Raw genomic sequence first — 17,345 nt, 5'->3', positions numbered from 1 at the left:
CTCCTTATGCCTGAACCAGTGGGCCGGGGTTTTTCAGGTACTGCTCGCGAATTGCCCGCGCCGACCAGTAGGTCAATGCCGCCACCAGGCCCGTAGGGTTGTAGCCCAAGCCTTGTGGGAACGCGGAAGCGCCCGGGACAAACACGTTGTGTACGTCCCAGCACTGCAGGTAGCGGTTCAAGGCACTGGTTTTCGGGTCGGTGCCCATGATCGCGCCACCGTTGAGGTGGGTGGTCTGGTAAGACGCGGTGTTGAAGTGCTCGCCCACCTTTTTGCCCAGCAAGGCAATCGCCTTGGGGTTCATCGCTTCGGCGATCTTGCTCATTTTTTCGACCATGAAGCGGTTCATCTTGATGTCGTTTTCCTGCCAGTCGAAGGTCATGCGCAGCAGCGGCAGGCCGTAGGCATCGCGGTAAACCGGGTCCAGGTCGAGGTAGTTGCCACGGTAGGATTGGTGGGCGCCATGGGCATCCATCGACACCTGGTGAGTGTAGTAATCAGCCGTGGCGCGCTTCCACGCACTGCCCCAGGCCGGCGTGCCCGGCGGGTTGGAGGTGCCCGCAATCGGCCGGCTGCCCGCCTGGTTGACCCACATCGGCGAGCCGCCCACAAAGCCGTGCGGCCCATGGTCGAAGTTGTCGGCGTTGAAGTCATCGACCGCCACGCCATTGCCGCCGGCACCGATGAAGTTGTTGGTGTGCACGTCCTTGTCGAAGAACGCCTTGATGGTGGCCATGTTCTGGTAGGCGAAGTTGCGGCCCACCACGCCCTCACCGGAGATCGGGTCGTAGGGTTTGCCGATGCCCGACAGCAGCATCAGGCGCACGTTGTTGAACTGGAAGGAACCGAGGATCACCAGGTCCGCCGGCTGCTCGCATTCCCGCCCCTGGGCGTCGACATACGTCACGCCGGTCGCCTTGCTCCTGGTGCTGTCGAGATTGACCTTCAGCACGTGGGAATTGGGCCGCAGTTCGAACTTGGGTTCCTGGCGCAAGGCCGGCAGGATGTTCACGTTCGGCGAAGCCTTGGAATACATGTAGCAGACATAACCGCTGCAGAAGCCGCAGAAGTTGCACGGGCCCATCTGGGCGCCGTAAGGGTTGGTGTACGGCCCCGATGTATTCGCGGAAGGCAGGTTGTAGGGCTTGTACCCCACGGCCGTGGCGGCCTTCTGGAACAGCTGTGCAGAGACGGTGTTCTTCTGCGATTCCAGCGGGAAGTGATTGGAGCGATCCGGTGCGTAAGGGTTGCCGCCCTTGCCTTCGCCCACCAACTGGCCCTTCACCGTCCAGGCTTGCCCGGAGGTGCCGAAGACTTTTTCGGCATAGTCGAAGAATGGTTCCAGCTCTTCATAGCTGACGCCGAAATCCTGGATGGTCATGTCCTTGGGAATGAAGTTTTTCCCGTAGCGCTCTTCGTAATGGCTGCGCATGCGCAACTCGATCGGGTCCACCCGAAAGTGCACGCCGGACCAGTGCAGGCCTGCACCGCCGACACCGTTGCCAGGCAGGAAAGCGCCCAGTTGGCGGTTGGGCATCGCCACGTCATTCACGCTATGGCGAATGGTCACGGTTTCCTTGGAGATGTCCTGGAAGAGCTTTTTACGCACGCTGTAGGTCAGTTCGTCGATGACCTGGGGATAGTTGCCGTCCGGGTAGGTGTCCTGCATCGGGCCGCGCTCCAGCGCTACCACGTTGAGGCCTGCTTCCGTCAGCTCCTTGGCCATGATCGCGCCGGTCCAGCCGAAGCCGACAATCACTGCATCCACTTTCTTCATGATGGTCGCCACGTTTACGCCCTCTCGCCACGGATCGAAACAGCCGGGAAGGGGTATTGCTCGTTGCGTTCAACCCAATCCATGAAATCGGCGCGGGCGCCGGGGAAGCCGATCATGGTCCAGCCGACCATGCCTTTGTTGCCACCGTGGACCGGGTCGCAAAAGAACCCTTCCTTGGTGTTTTGCAGCAACAGATTGAAGAAAATCTTCGGCGGGACGCTGTCGAACTGCGCGTCGCCGGCCTCCAGGCGCTGCAACAACTTTTCCTGGGTAGCGCTGTCTTGCTCGGCAAATAGCTTACCGTTCATCGCTTTCGACCAGGCATCCGTGGCAGCGATGCCCAGGCGATAGATCTCCTTGGGCACCAATTTGCTCTGCCAGCCCATTTCAGGCGGCGCGTCGGCATTGAACGGGCCTTGCATGAACCACAGGGCACCCGCCGCGTACGGCGTGTTCATCTGACGGTCGATGTATTCCGGCGCGCCGGCTTCCAGGGCGCCTGGGCCCTGGTCGTCCGCCGGGATCAGGCGCGCAACGGCCGCGTTGATAAAGGCCCATTCCTCGCCAGTGAAATAGCTCGGCTCATAGGCCTTGCTGCTGACGGGCGCCTTCTCCGGGCTGGCTTGAGCCGGTTCGGGAACCGCCATCAGCATCGAACCGCCCAGGCCCGTGCTGGCGACAGTGACCACGGGGATCAAGGTCAAGGATTTGCGTAAAAACTCACGCCGGGGGTTGTCTTGATCTTGATCAGACATGGTGGCACCTCATCATGTGGTCACGGATTTATCAGCCGCTTCGAGGAACGACTTATAGTTTTGGCAGTAAATGGGATCCAAAGGACCCAAGGGGATAGAACACAGCAGCAATCAATAGTTACAAAGGATAGCAGGCTAAGGATTGGGGAAAATCGTTTCAGCGCGAAAAAATCTGCCCGGAGCCGGCTTATTCACGATTCTTTGACGAGTACCTCACACGGCATTGACCCCCTGTAGGCGAATCTGGGCCCCATCAGCCCCTTCCCTATTCGGTTACATCGCGCATGTTCAAGAATCAATTGCTGCCTGCCGTCAGCCTCGTGTTCATGGCGCTGTTCACCACCGCACCGTCCCAGGCCGAAGAGCTCACGCCCATTCGTTCGTTGGAATGGGCCCAGCCGGTGGGCAATCAATACAACCTGTATCAAATGACGCCCACGCTCTATCGCAGCGCGCTGCCGGATAGCGGTGCTGTTCCTGTATTGGAAAAGCTCAAGATCGGTACGGTGATCAACTTTCTGCCCGAGTCCGATGCCAAGTGGCTGAAATCACCCGGTATCAACCAGGTGCAATTGTCCTATCGCACCAACCATGTCGATGACGCCGATGTGCTCGCAGCGTTGCGTGCGATTCAGGATGCCGAAGCCAACGGCCCGGTGCTGATGCACTGCAAACACGGCTCCGACCGCACTGGCCTGGTGGCGGCGATGTATCGGGTGGTGATTCAGGGATGGAGCAAGGAAGATGCGCTGAACGAAATGACCTTGGGCGGCTTTGGCGCCAGTAGCGGCTTCAAGGACGGTGTTCGCTACATGATGAGGGCCGATGTCGACAAGTTACGCACCGCACTGGCCAACGGCGAATGCAGCACCAGCGCCTTTGCGCTGTGCTCGATGAAAAGCTGGCTGAATACCGCGGAAAACGCCAAAGACCCGGCCGAGGAAAAAACCGCCTGGGTGGTCGCTCCCTGAGCCATCAACCCAGGGAGCGCTTCACGATCAGTCTTTCTTCAGCTTCGGATTAGGGAAGAACTGCACCGCTTGCACCTTGGGGTCCGGTGCTTTCAACGCCGACGTATTGACCCGCGTACCCAATTCCTTGGGCACTGACAGACCTTGTTCATTCAGCGTGTCGGAATAGCCGCAAGCCACGCATTCGCGGTGCGGAACATCGTCCTCGCTCCACATCATCAACTTGTCCGGCTCGCTGCACGCCGGGCAGACTGCCCCGGCGATAAAGCGTTTTTTGGTTTTCACAGGTGCTTCACTCATGCTGCCGCGTCCTCACTCAGGCCGCTGTGGCGCAAGAGTGCGTCAATCGACGGCGCCCGTCCGCGGAAATCGACGAACAGCACCATCGGTGCCTGGGAACCGCCACGGGCCAGGATCGCCTCGCGGAACGCTCGGCCAGTCTCGGCATTGAGTACGCCATCTTCTTCGAACTTGGAAAAGGCATCGGCCGACAGCACTTCCGCCCACTTGTAGCTGTAGTAACCCGCGGCGTAACCGCCAGCGAAGATATGCGCGAAGCTGTTGGGGAAGCGGTTGTAGGCGGGCGGACGCATCACCGACACCTCATCACGCACACCTTCCAGCACCTGCAGCACGCTGCGGCCATCGCCGTGGGTGGCGTGCAGCTCGAAGTCGAACAGCGAGAACTCCAACTGGCGAACCATCATCAGGCCGGACTGGAAGTTCTTCGCCGCGAGCATTTTTTCCAGCAGGTCCTGAGGCAGCGGCTCACCGGTTTCATAGTGACCGGAAATCAGCGCCAGGCCTTCCGGCTCCCAGCACCAGTTCTCCATGAACTGGCTCGGCAACTCCACCGCATCCCAGGCCACGCCGTTGATGCCGGACACGCCGGCGTGCTCGACACGGGTCAACAGGTGGTGCAGGCCGTGGCCGAATTCGTGGAACAGCGTGGTCACTTCATTGTGGGTCAGCAGGGCAGGCTTGCCGCTGTCGGCCGGGGTGAAGTTGCACACCAGGTTGGCCACCGGGCTTTGCAGCACGCCATCAACCGTGCGGCGACGGTCACGGGCGCCGTCCATCCAGGCACCCCCACGCTTGTTGGCGCGGGCATACAGGTCGAAGAAGAAGCGGCCGACGTGCTGGCCGTTTTCCTTGATTTCGAACAGGCGAACATCCGGGTGCCAGGTGTCGAAGCCTTTCTGCTCGGCGATCTCGATGCCATACAGGCGTTGCACGATGGCGAACAGGCCGCTGAGTACCTTGTCGATCGGGAAGTAGGCGCGCAGGGCTTCCTGGGAAACGCTGTAACGCTGCTCACGCAGTTTTTCGCCGTAGAAACCGCTGTCCCAGCTTTGCAGGTCCGCGCAGCCTTGTTCGGCGGCATAGGCCTTGAGCTGTTGCAGGTCCTGGGTGGCAAACGGCTTGCTGCGCTTGGCCAGGTCACGCAGGAAGCTCAGCACCTGGTCGCTGGACTCGGCCATTTTGGTGGCCAGGCTCAGCTCGGAGAACGAGGCGAAGCCCAGCAGTTGCGCCAGCTCCTGACGCAGGTCGAGGATCTGTTCCATGACCGGGCCATTATCATTCTGACCGGCATTCGGGCCTTGGTCCGACGCGCGGGTGCAGTAGGCTGCGTAGATTTCTTCACGCAGGGCGCGGTCGTGGGCGTAGGTCATCACCGCGTAGTAGCTTGGGAATTCCAGGGTGATCAGCCAGCCGTCGAGGCCCTTGGCCTGGGCAGCCGCAGCCATTTGCGCCTTGGAGGAATCGGTCAGGCCGGCAAGGGTTGCTTCGTCAGTGACGTGCTTGGTCCAGGCCTGGGTGGCATCGAGCAATTGGTTGGAGAACTTGCTGCCCAGTTCGGAGAGCTTGCTCTGCACTTCGGCATAACGCTTTTGCTGCTCAGGCGGCAAATCGATACCCGACAGACGGAAGTCCCGCAGGGAGTGTTCCAGAATCGTTTTTTGCGCCACGTCGAAGCCGGCGGCTTCCGGGCTGTTGGCCAGGGCGTCGAAGGCCTGGAACAACTCGCGGTTCTGGCCCATCTCGGTGGAGTAGGCGCTCAGTGCCGGCAGGCACGCCTCGTAGGCTTCTCGCAGTTCGGCGCTGTTGCACACGGCATTCAGGTGGCTGACCGGGCTCCAGGCGGCACCCAGGCGGTCATTGAGTTCGTCCATGGCCAGGACCAGCCCGGCCCAGGTCGGATTTTTACCCTGGCTTTGCAGGATGCCTTCGATGGCGACGCGGTTGTCGGCGAGGATCTGTTCAATGGCCGGCTGTACGTGCTCGGCACGGATCGCCGAGAACGGCGGCAGGTCGTAGGACTGCAGAAGAGGGTTGTTCGCGCTCACGGTTGGCACCTTGGCTGAAGAAACATGTAAGAACAAAGATGGGGCCATCTTAATTACAATCAACGCCCACCGCAGCTATCAGCAGAAGAGAGAGAGCCTATCGTGACCCTTCGCACCTACCAGAATCACACGCCGGCCCTGGCCGCCGGGGCTTTCGTCGATGCATCGGCGGTGGTGATCGGCGACGTCGAAATCGGCACCGACAGCTCGGTATGGCCGCTGACGGTGATCCGCGGCGACATGCACCGCATCCGCATCGGTGCGCGCACCAGCGTGCAGGACGGCTGCGTGCTGCACATTACCCACGCAGGCCCCTTCAATCCTGATGGTTTCCCGCTGCTGATCGGCGACGATGTGACCATTGCCCACAAGGTCATGCTGCATGGCTGCACGGTAGGCAGCCGGGTCCTGATCGGCATGGGCAGCATTGTGATGGACGGCGCCGTGGTGGAAGACGAGGTGATCATCGGCGCCGGCAGCCTGGTGCCGCCGGGCAAGAAACTTGAAAGCGGTTTTTTGTATGTTGGCAGCCCGGTTAAACAAATCCGCCCGCTGACTGACAAGGAACGCGCATTTTTCACCTACAGCGCCGCGAACTACGTAAAGCTCAAAGACCTGCACCTGGCCGAAGGCTTCGACCAATGACAAGGACACCCATGCATTACCAGACCGTTTTGTTCGACCTCGATGGCACCCTCACCGACCCGCGCGAAGGCATCACCCGCTCGATCCAGTACGCCCTCGCCAAACTGGGGATCGATGAGCCGGACCTGACCAAACTTGAGCACTTCATCGGCCCGCCGCTGCTGCAAGCGTTCATGCAGTTTTATGACTTCGACGAAGCCAAGGCCTGGGAGGCGGTGAATTTCTACCGCGAGCGCTTCAAGGTCACCGGCCTGTACGAAAACCGCGTGTTCGACGGCGTGATGCCGCTGCTTGAGGAATTGAATGGCCAGGGCCGCCAGCTGTATGTGGCCACGTCCAAGCCTTGGGTATTTGCCCGGGAAATCGCCCGGCATTTTGATTTCGCCAAGCACTTCAAGGTGATCTACGGCAGCGAGCTGGACGGCACCCGCACCAACAAGGTCGAGCTGATTGCCCACCTGATGGCGCAAGAAAGCCTGGACCCGGCCAGCACCTTGATGATTGGCGACCGCAAGCACGACCTGATCGGGGCCCGCAGCAATGGGCTGGATTCGGCGGCGGTGGGTTATGGGTTTGGCAGCCATGAAGAGCTGAGTGCCGAGGCGCCGACCTGGCATTTTGAAACATTGGCCGAGCTGCATCAGGCGTTTTTGCAACGGCCTTGAATGCGCTATCGCAGGCAAGCCAGCTCCCACATTTGATCACGGTCGGCCAAGACAACTCAGTCAAATGTGGGAGCCGGGCTTGCCCGCGATGAGGCCCTACCGGCCAACCACTTGCCCGGATCCCTCCAACGCCCTCAGGGCCGCCTTGCGCTGATCCACCGGCAACCCGCCCAGCTTCTCCACCGCGACAAAAAACCTCGCCCAATCCCCGCCTTCCTGCCGGAACAGTGCGGCGAACGCCGGTACCCCCTGGTCATACAGGCCAAACGGCAGCAACCTTGCGTTGTTCATCGGCAGGTTGACCCAGGCGTCATAACGCTTGTCGCCACCCCACTGGCTATCGCGCATGTGCCGGTAGTCACTGCGCAGGCGCTCGAATTCAGCGGCCTTGGCCTGGCGCATGGCATCTGCCGCCAGCGGCTGCGCATACAACTGCTCCAGGCGTTTGCGGGTATCGAGCACCAGCCGGGTGAACTGGTCGCGCTGTTTCAGCGCCGACTCGCTGGCAGGCGGCAAGCCTTGGGCGGCGCGCCATTGCCGGGTACCTTCCTGCTCGACGAAGGTGGCGTACGACTCGTTGAACTCGGTGTCGTCCTTCACATAAAACCGCTGGTGCGCCAGCTCATGAAAAATCAGCGTGGCCAGGCGCTCGTCCCCCCAGCTCATCATCGAACTCATGATCGGGTCGTTGAACCAGCCGAGGGTGGAATAGGCCTCCACGCCGCCAATCGACACATCCATCCCTTGCTGCTTCAACAAAGCCGCCTGGCCGCGTGCGGCGCCCTGGTTGTAGTAGCCGCGATAGGCCACGCAACCGGCAATCGGGAAGCAGTGGGTTTGCGGGGACAGGGAAAATTCAGGCGTGGCGAACACGTTCCAGACCACGTAAGGACGGCCGATATCGGCATACAGCCGGTAACTCTGGTTATCCGGCAGGTGCAGGTGTTCGCTGGCGAAGGTGCGGGCTTTCTGCGATTGCGCCAAGTGCTCGCGCAGCACCTGTGGCCGGGACGGGTCGGCGACGACCGCGGAGACCGGCTCCCGGGCACGCAGCAATTGCCATTGGCCGTCTGCCAGTTGGCTGTAATAACTGACGCTGGAACAGCCACTGAGCAACAGCAGCATCAAGCCGGGAAGCAAACGCCTGACCATTAAAACCTCTCGCCGGTAACCATCCCGCCAGACTATCTCGCCTGTGGGGAATTTTTCCATGGCGTGGCGTGTTTATACTCATAGGGAGCGTGCTGCCGAACGCAGCCGTTCAAAAAACCATTCCTACAGTTGAGTGCTTAACATGCGTCAGCTACTGCTTCCCGTCGCCGCGATTTTTCTCAGTGCCTGTGCGTCGACGCCACTACCGCCGGTTGATCCACACCAGGCCTGGGTCGACTTCGCTACCCCGACACCCGGCGCCAAGCTGGTAATGGCGCAACGCCTGGACGGGAAAAACCTGAACGACGGGCGCTTCTTCCAGGTGCCGCCTGGCAGCCATGAGCTGATGGTACGTTTTGATTTCGAGGTGCCTACCGGCGGCAGTTTCGGCGGGTTTGGCCAAACCACTGACCGTACCTGCTTCATGACCCTGCAATACGACCGTTTCGAGGCGGGCCAGCGCTATCGCCTGGAAGGGCGCTCACTGGGCTACAACCCGAATATCCGGCTGTACAACAAAGCGGGTCAATTGCTGGCCGAAGAACGTAGCGTCAACTGCATCTGATCAGTCGTTGTTCTTCTGGTAGACGATGGCTTTGGTGCCATTCTCACAGCTGCCGACAACCATGGCGCTGTCGTGCTTGTCAGCTTCTTCCTTGGTGACGATTTCGAGGGTGTAGGACGGAACGGCATTCGCCTGGATTTTGACCTCGATCTCCTTCCTGAGCTCTTCACAATCTTTTGGCGCCGCCAGCGCCGACGTGGCCAGTGCACAGCAGATAACCGCCAAGGCAATACGTTTCATGTGTGAAGCTCCCTGAATGCACGCGCACGGGTGTGCGCTGAGTCTGCAATCGGCTATTCGACCATACCTGAACGTGTAGGAGCGAGCTTGCTCGCGAAAAACGTCAACGATAACGCGTGCCGCCTGGAAGAGCGCGGCGCCTTTGAGCGCTTCGCGAGCAAGCTCGCTCCTACAAGGGTCGATCAATTAACGAGGGTGCCATCCAGGGTAATGGTTGCATTCAGTACCTTGGACACGGGGCATCCTTCCTTGGCCTTTTTGCTCAGCTCATCGAACTGCGCCTGGCTGGCGCCCGGGATCTTCGCCTTGAGGGTCAGGTGCACGGCAGTAATCGCAAAGCCACCGTCCACTTGGTCCAGGGTCACTTCGGCCTGGGTGTCGATGCTGTCGGCCTTGAGCCCGGCATCGCCGAGAATCATGGAAAACGCCATGGAGAAACAACCGGCATGGGCTGCGCCGATCAGTTCTTCAGGGTTGGTGCCCTTGCCACCTTCGAAACGGGCCTTGAAGCCGTAAGGCGCTTCACGCAGAACGCCGGTTTCGGTGGAAATGGAACCCAGGCCAGTCTTCAGGTCGCCTTCCCAATGCGCGGATGCTTTTTTAACAATACTCATAGCGGTCTCCTCGAACGGTGGTTTTGCGTCAGTAAGGGTTCTGAGGATAGACGCCACGGCAAAGTTCATCTTGTCGGAGAAACCTAGCGATTAAGTAGGAAATTTCACCATCGCTATTGAATCTCGGGTATATGCCCTCATTGCATAGGACATGCACATGAAGCGGCAGGTTTTGGTTCGTCTAAGAAGCCTGCGCCCCCATTGGAGAAGCAGGCTTATGAAATCGCTGTCCGACGTAAAGTTCTCGACCCTCGACCTCGTGCCCGTGCGCGCCAACGGCAGCCCGGCGCAGTCGCTGCGCAATTCCCTGGACCTGGCCCAGCACGTGGAAAAATTCGGCTACAACCGTTTCTGGGTCGCCGAACACCACAATATGGACGGCATCGCCAGCTCGGCGACCTCGGTATTGCTGGGTTACCTGGCCGGTGGCACCTCGACGATCCGTGTCGGTTCCGGTGGCGTGATGCTGCCCAACCACGCACCGTTGGTGATCGCCGAGCAGTTCGGCACCCTGGAAAGCCTGTACCCGGGCCGCATCGACCTGGGCCTTGGCCGCGCACCGGGTTCCGACCAGATGACCGCCCGCGCGCTGCGCCGTGAACGCTCCGGCAGCGCCGATGATTTCCCGGAAGACGTGGCAGAACTGATGGCCTACCTTGGCCCGCGCACCCCGGACCAGCGCGTGATCGCCGTACCCGGCACGGGCACCAATGTGCCTGTGTGGCTGCTGGGCTCCAGCCTGTTCAGTGCGCAGCTGGCAGGCGAGCGCGGTTTGCCTTACGCCTTTGCCTCACATTTCGCACCGCGCCTGATGCATGAAGCGATTCGCGTCTATCGCAACCACTTCAAGCCTTCGGCCGTGCTGGACAAGCCCTACGTGATGCTCGGCATCCCGCTGGTGGCCGCCGACACCGATGAGCAAGCCGATTACCTGGCCACCTCGGTGTACCAGCGAATTCTCGCTTTGATGCGTGGGCAAAGCCTGGTGCAGCGCCCGCCGGTCAAAACCATGGACGGCCTGTGGCTGCCCCATGAGAAAGACGCCGTGGGCAGTTTCCTCGGCCTGGCCATGGTGGGCAGCCCGCAGAAGATCCGCGCCAAGCTGGAAGTGCTGGTGGAGCAGACCGGCGCGGATGAGCTGATCTTCACCTGTGACCTGTACGAGCATGCCGACCGGATTCATTCCTACGAGCTGCTGGCGCAGGTCATGAAGGGCTGAATCCAGGAGTGAGGCGGGACGCAGAGCATCCCAGGCTTCATTCCCACGCGGAGCGAGGGATCGCAGGCATAAAAAAACCGACGCACTCGCGTCGGTTTTTTACGTCTGCAACACGGGATCACCCGCGCTTGTAGGCGATTTCCTTGGTACCGGCTTCACAGCTGCCGACAACCGTGTGGTCACTAGGTGCAGCACCTTTGTCCACGATTTCCAGGGAGTAGCCCGAAGCGCCTTTAGCGTCGATTTTCGCCGCAATCTCGCTTTTCAGCTCTTCACAAGGCTTGCCCGCCGCCAGGGCCGTGCCCGCAATGCTCAACAAACCTACCGCCAACAAAAAGTTCTTCATCCGTCACTTCCTTGGGTTGATCGAAAGGAAGCACGCCGACGCTCGTCACGTCGACGTGCCTAAAGGTTGTAGCGGAGTTTATGGCAATCGGCCAGCGCGCAAGTTCAACCGGCTCAATCAACTACTGGCAATTCGGAACCCTACCTTGAGGGTGACCTGGAAATGCGCAGCCTTGCCGTCCTTGATGTGGCCACGGGTCTCGGTCACTTCAAACCACTCCAAGTGCTTGATGCTCTTGCTGGCTTCAGCCAGGGCATTGTTGATGGCCTCCTCGATGCTGGTCGCGGAAGAGCCCACCAGTTCGACTTTCTTGTAGGTGTGATGATCACTCATAAGTTTTTCTCCTGGGGTCGTTAATCAAGACTAGCAGTGAATTCTCGTACTGCTTCTGGCGGCTATTGCGATGTGAAAGTTCAGATTTACTGCACTTTCTGAAACCGCCGCAGTCGGAAACAACACACGCCACTCAATCACTCCAGGAGAGCCCACATGGCCAACACCTCTTTACGCAAAGCGTCATTGGAAAGCATGGAAGCCGAGATTTCGAGCCTGCTCAAATCTTTGGAAAGCCTCAAGGACGATGCGTCTGACGAGTCGCGCAAAACCCTGAAGGCCCTGAAAAGCAATGCCGAGAACGCCCTCAAGCATTCCCGCCACCTGATCAGCGATGCCTACGAAGAAAGCAAAGTCAAAATCCGCGAAACCGGTGTTGCAACACGGGACTACGCGCAAGAGCATCCATGGACTACCGCCGGTGTTGCCGTCGGCGCGCTGGGTCTGCTGGCGGCTTACTTGCTGTGCAAACGCGGCGACTAAACGTCTTGGCGCGCAAGCTCAGCCTTGAGCCACTGCGCCAGTTGCCCGGCGCGCCCATCTGCGGCGCGCTTGGGTAGCCACAACGCCAGTTGCGCCGGGGTTTCACTGAAACCCCACGGCGCAACCAGGCGACCCGCTCGCAGGTCCTCTGCCACCAGCGGCTCAGGCGCAATTGCTACCCCCAGCCCGGCCACCGCCGCCTCCAGCAAATAATACAAATGCTCAAACCCCTGACCGTACTTCAACGCGCCAGCGTCGATCCCATGGTGCTGCGCCCAGCTGGGCCAGGCTTGCGGGCGTGAGGTAGTGTGCAACAGGGCCTCATTCAGCAGCGCCTCGGGAGGCGCCTGGCGCAATCGCTCGTAATGGGCAAAACGCGGGCTCATGACCGGGCCGATGCGTTCGCTGGCCAATTCGTACACCTGCATATCCGCCGGCCATGGAGGTTCGGCGAACACCAGCAGCGCGTCCAGGCCGGGGCGGCGTGGGTCAAGATCGCCTTCACCCGCCGACAGATGCAGGCGCAAATCCGGCAACTCGGCGTTCAGGCGCCCCAGACGCGGAATAAACCAGCGCGCCAGCAGGCTGCCGGAGCAGCCGAGCACAAACGGCGCATCGGCACTGCTTTGCGTGAGCTCGGCGCAGGTGTCCCTCAGTCGCTCGAAGGCCTCGAAACTCGCATCCCGCAGACGAATGCCGGCATCTGTGAGTTTGAGGCCGCGCCCGTCCTTGGCGAACAGGCTGACGCCGAGGTGTTCTTCCAACACCTTGAGCTGCCGGCTGACCGCACCATGGGTCACGTGCAGTTGCTCAGCGGCCTGGCTAACGCTGTTCAGGCGCGCAGTCGCCTCAAAAGCGCGCAAGGCATTCAGCGGTGGGAGGTCTCGGCTCATCTGTGAGTTTTCCTGACAGGTTGTGGCGATCTTATCGGTTTTCACGGGGAAGCGTCAGGGGTAGAGTGACCGTCATTGCCTCTTACACATTTTCTACCTGGAGCGTCCCATGACTCAGACCCAGACCGATTTACGCAACGGCCCGGATGCCAATGGCCTGTTTGGTTCGTTCGGCGGCCGCTACGTGGCGGAAACCCTGATGCCGTTGATCCTTGACCTGGCCCGCGAATACGAAGCGGCCAAGATCGATCCGGCCTTCAACGAAGAACTGGCCTACTTCCAGCGCGACTACGTCGGACGCCCAAGCCCGCTGTACTTCGCCGAGCGCCTGACCGAGTTCTGCGGTGGCGCCAAGATCTACCTCAAGCGCGAAGAGCTGAACCACACCGGCGCCCACAAGATCAATAACTGCATCGGCCAGATCCTGCTGGCGCGGCGCATGGGTAAAAAACGCATCATCGCCGAGACCGGCGCCGGCATGCACGGTGTGGCCACTGCCACCGTCGCCGCGCGTTTCGGCCTGCAATGCGTGATCTACATGGGCACCACCGACATCGAGCGCCAGCAGGCCAACGTATTTCGCATGAAGCTGCTGGGCGCTGAAGTGATCCCGGTAGTCGCCGGTACCGGCACCCTGAAAGACGCGATGAACGAAGCGCTGCGTGACTGGGTCACCAACGTCGACAGCACCTTCTACCTGATCGGCACCGTGGCCGGCCCGCACCCGTACCCGGCGATGGTTCGCGACTTCCAGGCCGTGATCGGCAAGGAAACCCGTACCCAGCTGCAGGCCCAGGAAGGCCGTCTGCCCGACAGCCTGGTGGCGTGCATCGGCGGCGGTTCCAATGCCATGGGCCTGTTCCATCCGTTCCTGGATGACACCAGCGTCGAAATCATCGGCGTTGAAGCGGCCGGCTACGGCATCGAGACCGGCAAACACGCGGCCAGCCTCAACGGCGGCGTACCGGGTGTGCTCCACGGCAACCGTACCTTCCTGTTGCAGGACGACGATGGCCAGATCATCGACGCCCACTCGATCTCCGCGGGCCTCGACTACCCGGGCATCGGCCCTGAACACGCCTGGTTGCACGACATCGGCCGCGTCCAGTACACCTCGGTGACCGACGACGAAGCCCTCGACGCCTTTCACAAATGCTGCCGCCTGGAAGGGATTATTCCTGCACTGGAAAGCGCCCACGCCTTGGCCGAAGTGTTCAAGCGCGCGCCGACCTTGCCGAAAGATCACCTGATGGTGGTCAACCTGTCCGGCCGTGGCGACAAAGACATGCAAACCGTGATGCACCACATGGAACAGTCCAAGCAGGAGAAACACTAAATGAGCCGCCTGCAAACACGTTTTGCGCAACTGAAAGAACAAAACCGCGCCGCCCTGGTGACCTTCGTCACCGCTGGCGACCCGGGCTATGACACCTCGCTGGCGATCCTCAAGGGCTTGCCGGCGGCCGGCGCCGATGTGATCGAACTGGGCATGCCGTTCACTGACCCGATGGCTGACGGCCCGGCCATTCAACTGGCCAACATCCGCGCGCTGACCGCCAAGCAGAACCTCACGAAAACCCTGCAAATGGTTCGCGAGTTCCGCGAGGGCAACAGCGACACGCCGCTGGTGCTGATGGGCTACTTCAACCCGATCCACATGTACGGCGTGCCACGCTTCATCAGCGATGCGAAAGAAGCCGGCGTCGACGGCCTGATCGTGGTCGACATGCCGCCGGAACATAACGGCGAGCTGTGCGACCCGGCCCAGGCTGCCGGTATCGACTTTATCCGCCTGACCACGCCGACCACCGACGACGCGCGCCTGCCGACCGTGCTCAACGGCAGCTCAGGGTTTGTGTACTACGTGTCGGTGGCCGGTGTGACCGGTGCCGGTGCCGCGACCCTGGAACACGTCGAAGAGGCCGTGACCCGTCTGCGTCGGCATACCGACCTGCCGATCAGCATCGGTTTCGGCATCCGCACCCCGGAGCAGGCCGCTGCAATCGCCCGCCTGGCAGACGGTGTGGTGGTGGGGTCGGCACTGATCGACCACATCGCCAACGCCAGCAATGATCAACAGGCCATCGACGGTGTATTGACCCTGTGCTCGGCGCTGTCGGAAGGTGTACGCAACGCCCGTAAGTAAGCGGCTCGTAAGCGGTAGGTAAAGTTCCTGATACAGAGGAATCATGCTGGCAAATCAGCACCTAAGCTAACAAGACCAAGGGATTTCGAACTCGGTTCGAAATCCCTTTTTTGTTCGTGCAGTACTGAGGAAACAGCCACATGAAAATCCCCAAACGTTTGATTGCAGGTGTAGGCGTGCTGGTGCTTGGCGCCAGCGCCCTGGTCCAAGCTGCGCCCTATGATCAGGGTGGCGGACCTGACCGTGGTGGCCCACAGGGCCAGCACGATCAACGTGGCGATGACCATCGCGGGCCGCAGGACAACCACCGTGGTGGGCCGCCTCAGGACTTTGGTCCTGTGAGACAGGTCATCCGCGACAACCATGGCGACTTCCGCCGTGGCGCGCCGCCGCCTCCCGGCATCCACCTGGTGCGCGGCCAGCGCCTGCCGCCAAACTACTATGGTGAGCGTCTGGACCCACGGGCGCTGGGCCATCTGCCGCAATACCCTGGTTATGAATGGCGCCGTTCGGGTGGGGACATCGTCTTGATCGCCGTTGGCACCAGCATCGTGTATCAGATTCTGGATGGCGCGCTGTACTAGAGCCGCACTGCTTTTTTGGTGAGGGAGCTTGCTCCCGCTGGGCTGCGCAGCGGCCCCAAAATCCTGGGAGCGCTGCGCACTCCAGCGGGAGCAAGCTCCCTCGCCACAGCAAGCTCCCTCGCCGCAGTAGTCGCCTAAATCTCGATACGCTCGACCTTGCCGACCAGCAAGATGTAGGACAACGCCCCCAACAACGCCAGCACCGCAATGTACGTAATCGCCGGTGCAAACGAATCTCCTGTCGCCAGAAAGCCAATCACGATCGGCGTGGTAATCGCCGACAGATTGCCGATGAAGTTGAACACCCCTCCGGTCAGCCCCAGCAGCCTTGCCGGCGCCAGGGTCGACACCAGCGACCAGGTGATCGACGCCAGGCCATTGCCGAAAAACGCCACCGCCAGAAACGCAATCACCCACGCCGTGGAATCAACAAAGTTGGCGCCGATGATCGCCGTGGAAATCAACAGCCCGCCAATGATCGGCAACTTGCGCGCAAACCCCACGGACGCTCCCCGGCGAATCAGCCAATCGGAAAACAGCCCCGAACACAGCACCCCGACAAACGCCGCCAGAAACGGCAGCGACGCCAGCAGGCCGGACTTGATGAAGTCCATGCCGCGATATTTCACCAGGTAGGTCGGAAACCACGTCAGGAAAAACCACAACGTGGAATTCAGGCAGAACTGCCCCAGGTAGATCCCCCACAGTTTGCGCTTGCTCAACACGATGCCGAGGTCGACCCAGCTGAACGGCGCCTTGGCCGCCTGCGCCTGGATGTCCACCAACCCGCCGCCTTCGCGGATCAGCTCGATTTCCGCCGCATTCGCGCCTTTGAAATCCCGTGGCTCGCGGTACACCGCGTACCAGATCAACGCCCACACAATGCCCACGCCGCCGGTGGCGACAAACACCATGTGCCAGCCAAAGGTGTGTTGCAGCCAGGCCAACACCGGCGTGAGAAACGCCAGCCCGACAAACTGCCCGGAGGTATAAACACCAATCGCCGTGGCCCGCTCACGCTCAGGGAACCAGGTGGTCACCACGCGGCTGTTGATCGGGTAAGCCGGGGCTTCCAGGGCACCGACCGCCATGCGCAACACGAACAGCGCGATGAAGCTGGCGGCGAAACCGAGCATCACCGTGGCCACCGACCACAGCAGCAGGGCGACGCTGTAGAGAATGCGCGGCGGCACCCGGTCCACCAGCCAGCCGCCGGGAATCTGCATGGCCGCGTAGGTCCAGCCGAACGCGGAGAAGATCAGCCCGACATGCACCGGGTCGATCCCCAGCTCGCTGGTCAGGGCCGGAGCGGCAATCGACAGGTTGCTGCGGTCCAGGTAGTTGATCACCACGGTGATGAACAGCAGCACCATGATGAAGAAACGCTTTCGGCTGGGCGTGACTAAAGAAGCCTGCCCGGTGAAGGACTCGGATTGCATGGGGGTTGCCTCTTCTTATGGTTATTGAGGACAGGTCTTACTGAAGAAACCGAATCAAATGTGGGAGCGGGCTTGCTCGCGAAAGCGGTCTACCAGCAGCGGAGGTGTTGACTGACACTCCGCCTTCGCGAGCAAGCCCGCTCCCACATTGATCGGGTTTTCATCTCAAA

Annotated in this window: 20 protein-coding genes; 9 read left to right on the top strand and 11 right to left on the bottom strand. The window is 60.8% G+C overall.

From position 1 onward, the window contains the following. Nucleotides 1-4 precede the first annotated feature (4 nt). Nucleotides 5-1,789, bottom strand: a complete 1,785-nt coding sequence (locus HX869_RS07715) for a GMC family oxidoreductase (RefSeq protein ID WP_003214867.1) — start codon at nt 1,787-1,789, stop codon at nt 5-7. Nucleotides 1,790-1,791: 2 nt separating this feature from the next. Then, nucleotides 1,792-2,532: a gluconate 2-dehydrogenase subunit 3 family protein gene (locus HX869_RS07710; RefSeq protein ID WP_177028118.1), complete on the bottom strand. Its 741-nt coding sequence runs from the start codon at nt 2,530-2,532 to the stop codon at nt 1,792-1,794. A 284-nt stretch (nt 2,533-2,816) separates the two neighbouring features. Here HX869_RS07710 and HX869_RS07705 point away from each other — a divergent pair, with 284 nt between their 5' ends. After that, the gene (locus HX869_RS07705; RefSeq protein ID WP_177022430.1) at nt 2,817-3,503 is read left to right on the top strand and encodes a tyrosine-protein phosphatase; all 687 of its coding nucleotides are present in this window, start codon (nt 2,817-2,819) and stop codon (nt 3,501-3,503) included. 27 nt (nt 3,504-3,530) lie between these two features. On the opposite strand, the gene HX869_RS07700 is transcribed toward HX869_RS07705, so the two are convergent. Together HX869_RS07700 and prlC are read right to left on the bottom strand one after the other, a co-directional pair. Further along, a complete protein-coding gene (locus tag HX869_RS07700) occupies nt 3,531-3,803 on the bottom strand; it encodes a YheV family putative zinc ribbon protein (protein WP_003214872.1) in 273 nt (90 codons plus the stop codon). Then, nucleotides 3,800-5,899: an oligopeptidase A gene (gene prlC / locus HX869_RS07695; protein ID WP_173406107.1), complete on the bottom strand. Its 2,100-nt coding sequence runs from the start codon at nt 5,897-5,899 to the stop codon at nt 3,800-3,802. The genes HX869_RS07700 and prlC overlap by 4 nt, the downstream gene beginning before the upstream one ends. 54 nt (nt 5,900-5,953) lie before the next feature. Here prlC and HX869_RS07690 point away from each other — a divergent pair, with 54 nt between their 5' ends. Together HX869_RS07690 and HX869_RS07685 are read left to right on the top strand one after the other, a co-directional pair. Then, nucleotides 5,954-6,496: a gamma carbonic anhydrase family protein gene (locus HX869_RS07690; protein WP_087694561.1), complete on the top strand. Its 543-nt coding sequence runs from the start codon at nt 5,954-5,956 to the stop codon at nt 6,494-6,496. Nucleotides 6,497-6,507: 11 nt separating this feature from the next. Beyond that, a complete protein-coding gene (locus HX869_RS07685) occupies nt 6,508-7,161 on the top strand; it encodes an HAD family hydrolase (protein WP_178902944.1) in 654 nt (217 codons plus the stop codon). 96 nt (nt 7,162-7,257) lie between these two features. Here HX869_RS07685 and HX869_RS07680 read toward each other — a convergent pair whose 3' ends face one another. Further along, complete coding sequence (locus tag HX869_RS07680; RefSeq protein WP_178902943.1) at nt 7,258-8,313, bottom strand: aminopeptidase; 1,056 nt, start codon at nt 8,311-8,313, stop codon at nt 7,258-7,260. Nucleotides 8,314-8,455: 142 nt separating this feature from the next. Here HX869_RS07680 and HX869_RS07675 point away from each other — a divergent pair, with 142 nt between their 5' ends. Then, nucleotides 8,456-8,878 (top strand): hypothetical protein, encoded by a 423-nt coding sequence (locus tag HX869_RS07675; protein ID WP_032899915.1) that lies wholly within the window; start codon nt 8,456-8,458, stop codon nt 8,876-8,878. Here the strand turns inward: HX869_RS07675 and HX869_RS07670 are convergent, their stop codons facing one another. Both HX869_RS07670 and HX869_RS07665 read right to left on the bottom strand, forming a co-directional pair. Further along, nucleotides 8,879-9,118: a DUF1161 domain-containing protein gene (locus tag HX869_RS07670; protein ID WP_003214887.1), complete on the bottom strand. Its 240-nt coding sequence runs from the start codon at nt 9,116-9,118 to the stop codon at nt 8,879-8,881. A gap of 182 nt (nt 9,119-9,300) precedes the next feature. After that, the gene (locus tag HX869_RS07665; protein ID WP_003214889.1) at nt 9,301-9,732 is read right to left on the bottom strand and encodes an OsmC family protein; all 432 of its coding nucleotides are present in this window, start codon (nt 9,730-9,732) and stop codon (nt 9,301-9,303) included. A gap of 217 nt (nt 9,733-9,949) precedes the next feature. Between HX869_RS07665 and HX869_RS07660 the strand changes: the two genes are divergently transcribed. Further along, nucleotides 9,950-10,951 carry an LLM class flavin-dependent oxidoreductase gene (locus tag HX869_RS07660; RefSeq protein WP_087694564.1) on the top strand — a complete coding sequence of 334 codons (1,002 nt, stop codon included), beginning with the start codon at nt 9,950-9,952 and terminating at the stop codon, nt 10,949-10,951. A gap of 118 nt (nt 10,952-11,069) precedes the next feature. On the opposite strand, the gene HX869_RS07655 is transcribed toward HX869_RS07660, so the two are convergent. Next, nucleotides 11,070-11,297, bottom strand: coding sequence for a DUF1161 domain-containing protein (locus HX869_RS07655; RefSeq protein ID WP_003214893.1), 228 nt, complete (start codon nt 11,295-11,297; stop codon nt 11,070-11,072). A 117-nt stretch (nt 11,298-11,414) separates the two neighbouring features. Continuing rightward, a complete protein-coding gene (locus HX869_RS07650; protein ID WP_008439585.1) occupies nt 11,415-11,630 on the bottom strand; it encodes a dodecin in 216 nt (71 codons plus the stop codon). 156 nt (nt 11,631-11,786) lie between these two features. Here HX869_RS07650 and HX869_RS07645 point away from each other — a divergent pair, with 156 nt between their 5' ends. Next, nucleotides 11,787-12,113: a YqjD family protein gene (locus HX869_RS07645; RefSeq protein WP_003170746.1), complete on the top strand. Its 327-nt coding sequence runs from the start codon at nt 11,787-11,789 to the stop codon at nt 12,111-12,113. Here the strand turns inward: HX869_RS07645 and HX869_RS07640 are convergent. Beyond that, a complete protein-coding gene (locus HX869_RS07640; RefSeq protein ID WP_102367816.1) occupies nt 12,110-13,006 on the bottom strand; it encodes a LysR family transcriptional regulator in 897 nt (298 codons plus the stop codon). The genes HX869_RS07645 and HX869_RS07640 overlap by 4 nt on opposite strands. Nucleotides 13,007-13,115: 109 nt before the next feature. Here HX869_RS07640 and trpB point away from each other — a divergent pair, with 109 nt between their 5' ends. From trpB to HX869_RS07625, 3 genes are all read left to right on the top strand, one after another. Further along, nucleotides 13,116-14,342 (top strand): tryptophan synthase subunit beta, encoded by a 1,227-nt coding sequence (gene trpB / locus HX869_RS07635; RefSeq protein ID WP_003214899.1) that lies wholly within the window; start codon nt 13,116-13,118, stop codon nt 14,340-14,342. Then, complete coding sequence (gene trpA, locus HX869_RS07630) at nt 14,343-15,152, top strand: tryptophan synthase subunit alpha (protein ID WP_003214901.1); 810 nt, start codon at nt 14,343-14,345, stop codon at nt 15,150-15,152. It abuts the gene before it with no gap. 140 nt (nt 15,153-15,292) lie between these two features. Continuing rightward, nucleotides 15,293-15,736: an anti-virulence regulator CigR family protein gene (locus HX869_RS07625; protein ID WP_003214903.1), complete on the top strand. Its 444-nt coding sequence runs from the start codon at nt 15,293-15,295 to the stop codon at nt 15,734-15,736. A 134-nt stretch (nt 15,737-15,870) separates the two neighbouring features. On the opposite strand, the gene HX869_RS07620 is transcribed toward HX869_RS07625, so the two are convergent. Beyond that, on the bottom strand, nt 15,871-17,175 hold the full coding sequence (locus HX869_RS07620) for an MFS transporter (protein WP_003213647.1): 1,305 nt from the start codon (nt 17,173-17,175) through the stop codon (nt 15,871-15,873). Nucleotides 17,176-17,345 lie beyond the last annotated feature (170 nt).

This window comes from Pseudomonas sp. P7779 (genome assembly GCF_013386315.1).
Classification (GTDB): domain Bacteria; phylum Pseudomonadota; class Gammaproteobacteria; order Pseudomonadales; family Pseudomonadaceae; genus Aquipseudomonas.
Note: the sequence above shows the minus strand (reverse complement) of the source record. Positions and strands in the feature narration are given on the sequence as shown.

Bases quoted from the DNA above. Each gene is read 5' to 3' on its own strand.
- HX869_RS07710 (WP_177028118.1), bottom strand. From the start codon at position 2,532: ATGTCTGATCAAGATCAAGACAACCCCCGGCGTGAGTTTTTACGCAAA.
- HX869_RS07705 (WP_177022430.1), top strand. From the start codon at position 2,817: ATGTTCAAGAATCAATTGCTGCCTGCCGTCAGCCTCGTGTTCATGGCG.
- HX869_RS07700 (WP_003214872.1), bottom strand. From the start codon at position 3,803: ATGAGTGAAGCACCTGTGAAAACCAAAAAACGCTTTATCGCCGGGGCA.
- prlC (WP_173406107.1), bottom strand. From the start codon at position 5,899: ATGGCCCCATCTTTGTTCTTACATGTTTCTTCAGCCAAGGTGCCAACC.
- HX869_RS07685 (WP_178902944.1), top strand. From the start codon at position 6,508: ATGCATTACCAGACCGTTTTGTTCGACCTCGATGGCACCCTCACCGAC.
- HX869_RS07680 (WP_178902943.1), bottom strand. From the start codon at position 8,313: ATGGTCAGGCGTTTGCTTCCCGGCTTGATGCTGCTGTTGCTCAGTGGC.
- HX869_RS07675 (WP_032899915.1), top strand. From the start codon at position 8,456: ATGCGTCAGCTACTGCTTCCCGTCGCCGCGATTTTTCTCAGTGCCTGT.
- HX869_RS07670 (WP_003214887.1), bottom strand. From the start codon at position 9,118: ATGAAACGTATTGCCTTGGCGGTTATCTGCTGTGCACTGGCCACGTCG.
- HX869_RS07665 (WP_003214889.1), bottom strand. From the start codon at position 9,732: ATGAGTATTGTTAAAAAAGCATCCGCGCATTGGGAAGGCGACCTGAAG.
- HX869_RS07660 (WP_087694564.1), top strand. From the start codon at position 9,950: ATGAAATCGCTGTCCGACGTAAAGTTCTCGACCCTCGACCTCGTGCCC.
- HX869_RS07655 (WP_003214893.1), bottom strand. From the start codon at position 11,297: ATGAAGAACTTTTTGTTGGCGGTAGGTTTGTTGAGCATTGCGGGCACG.
- HX869_RS07650 (WP_008439585.1), bottom strand. From the start codon at position 11,630: ATGAGTGATCATCACACCTACAAGAAAGTCGAACTGGTGGGCTCTTCC.
- HX869_RS07645 (WP_003170746.1), top strand. From the start codon at position 11,787: ATGGCCAACACCTCTTTACGCAAAGCGTCATTGGAAAGCATGGAAGCC.
- HX869_RS07640 (WP_102367816.1), bottom strand. From the start codon at position 13,006: ATGAGCCGAGACCTCCCACCGCTGAATGCCTTGCGCGCTTTTGAGGCG.
- trpB (WP_003214899.1), top strand. From the start codon at position 13,116: ATGACTCAGACCCAGACCGATTTACGCAACGGCCCGGATGCCAATGGC.
- trpA (WP_003214901.1), top strand. From the start codon at position 14,343: ATGAGCCGCCTGCAAACACGTTTTGCGCAACTGAAAGAACAAAACCGC.
- HX869_RS07625 (WP_003214903.1), top strand. From the start codon at position 15,293: ATGAAAATCCCCAAACGTTTGATTGCAGGTGTAGGCGTGCTGGTGCTT.
- HX869_RS07620 (WP_003213647.1), bottom strand. From the start codon at position 17,175: ATGCAATCCGAGTCCTTCACCGGGCAGGCTTCTTTAGTCACGCCCAGC.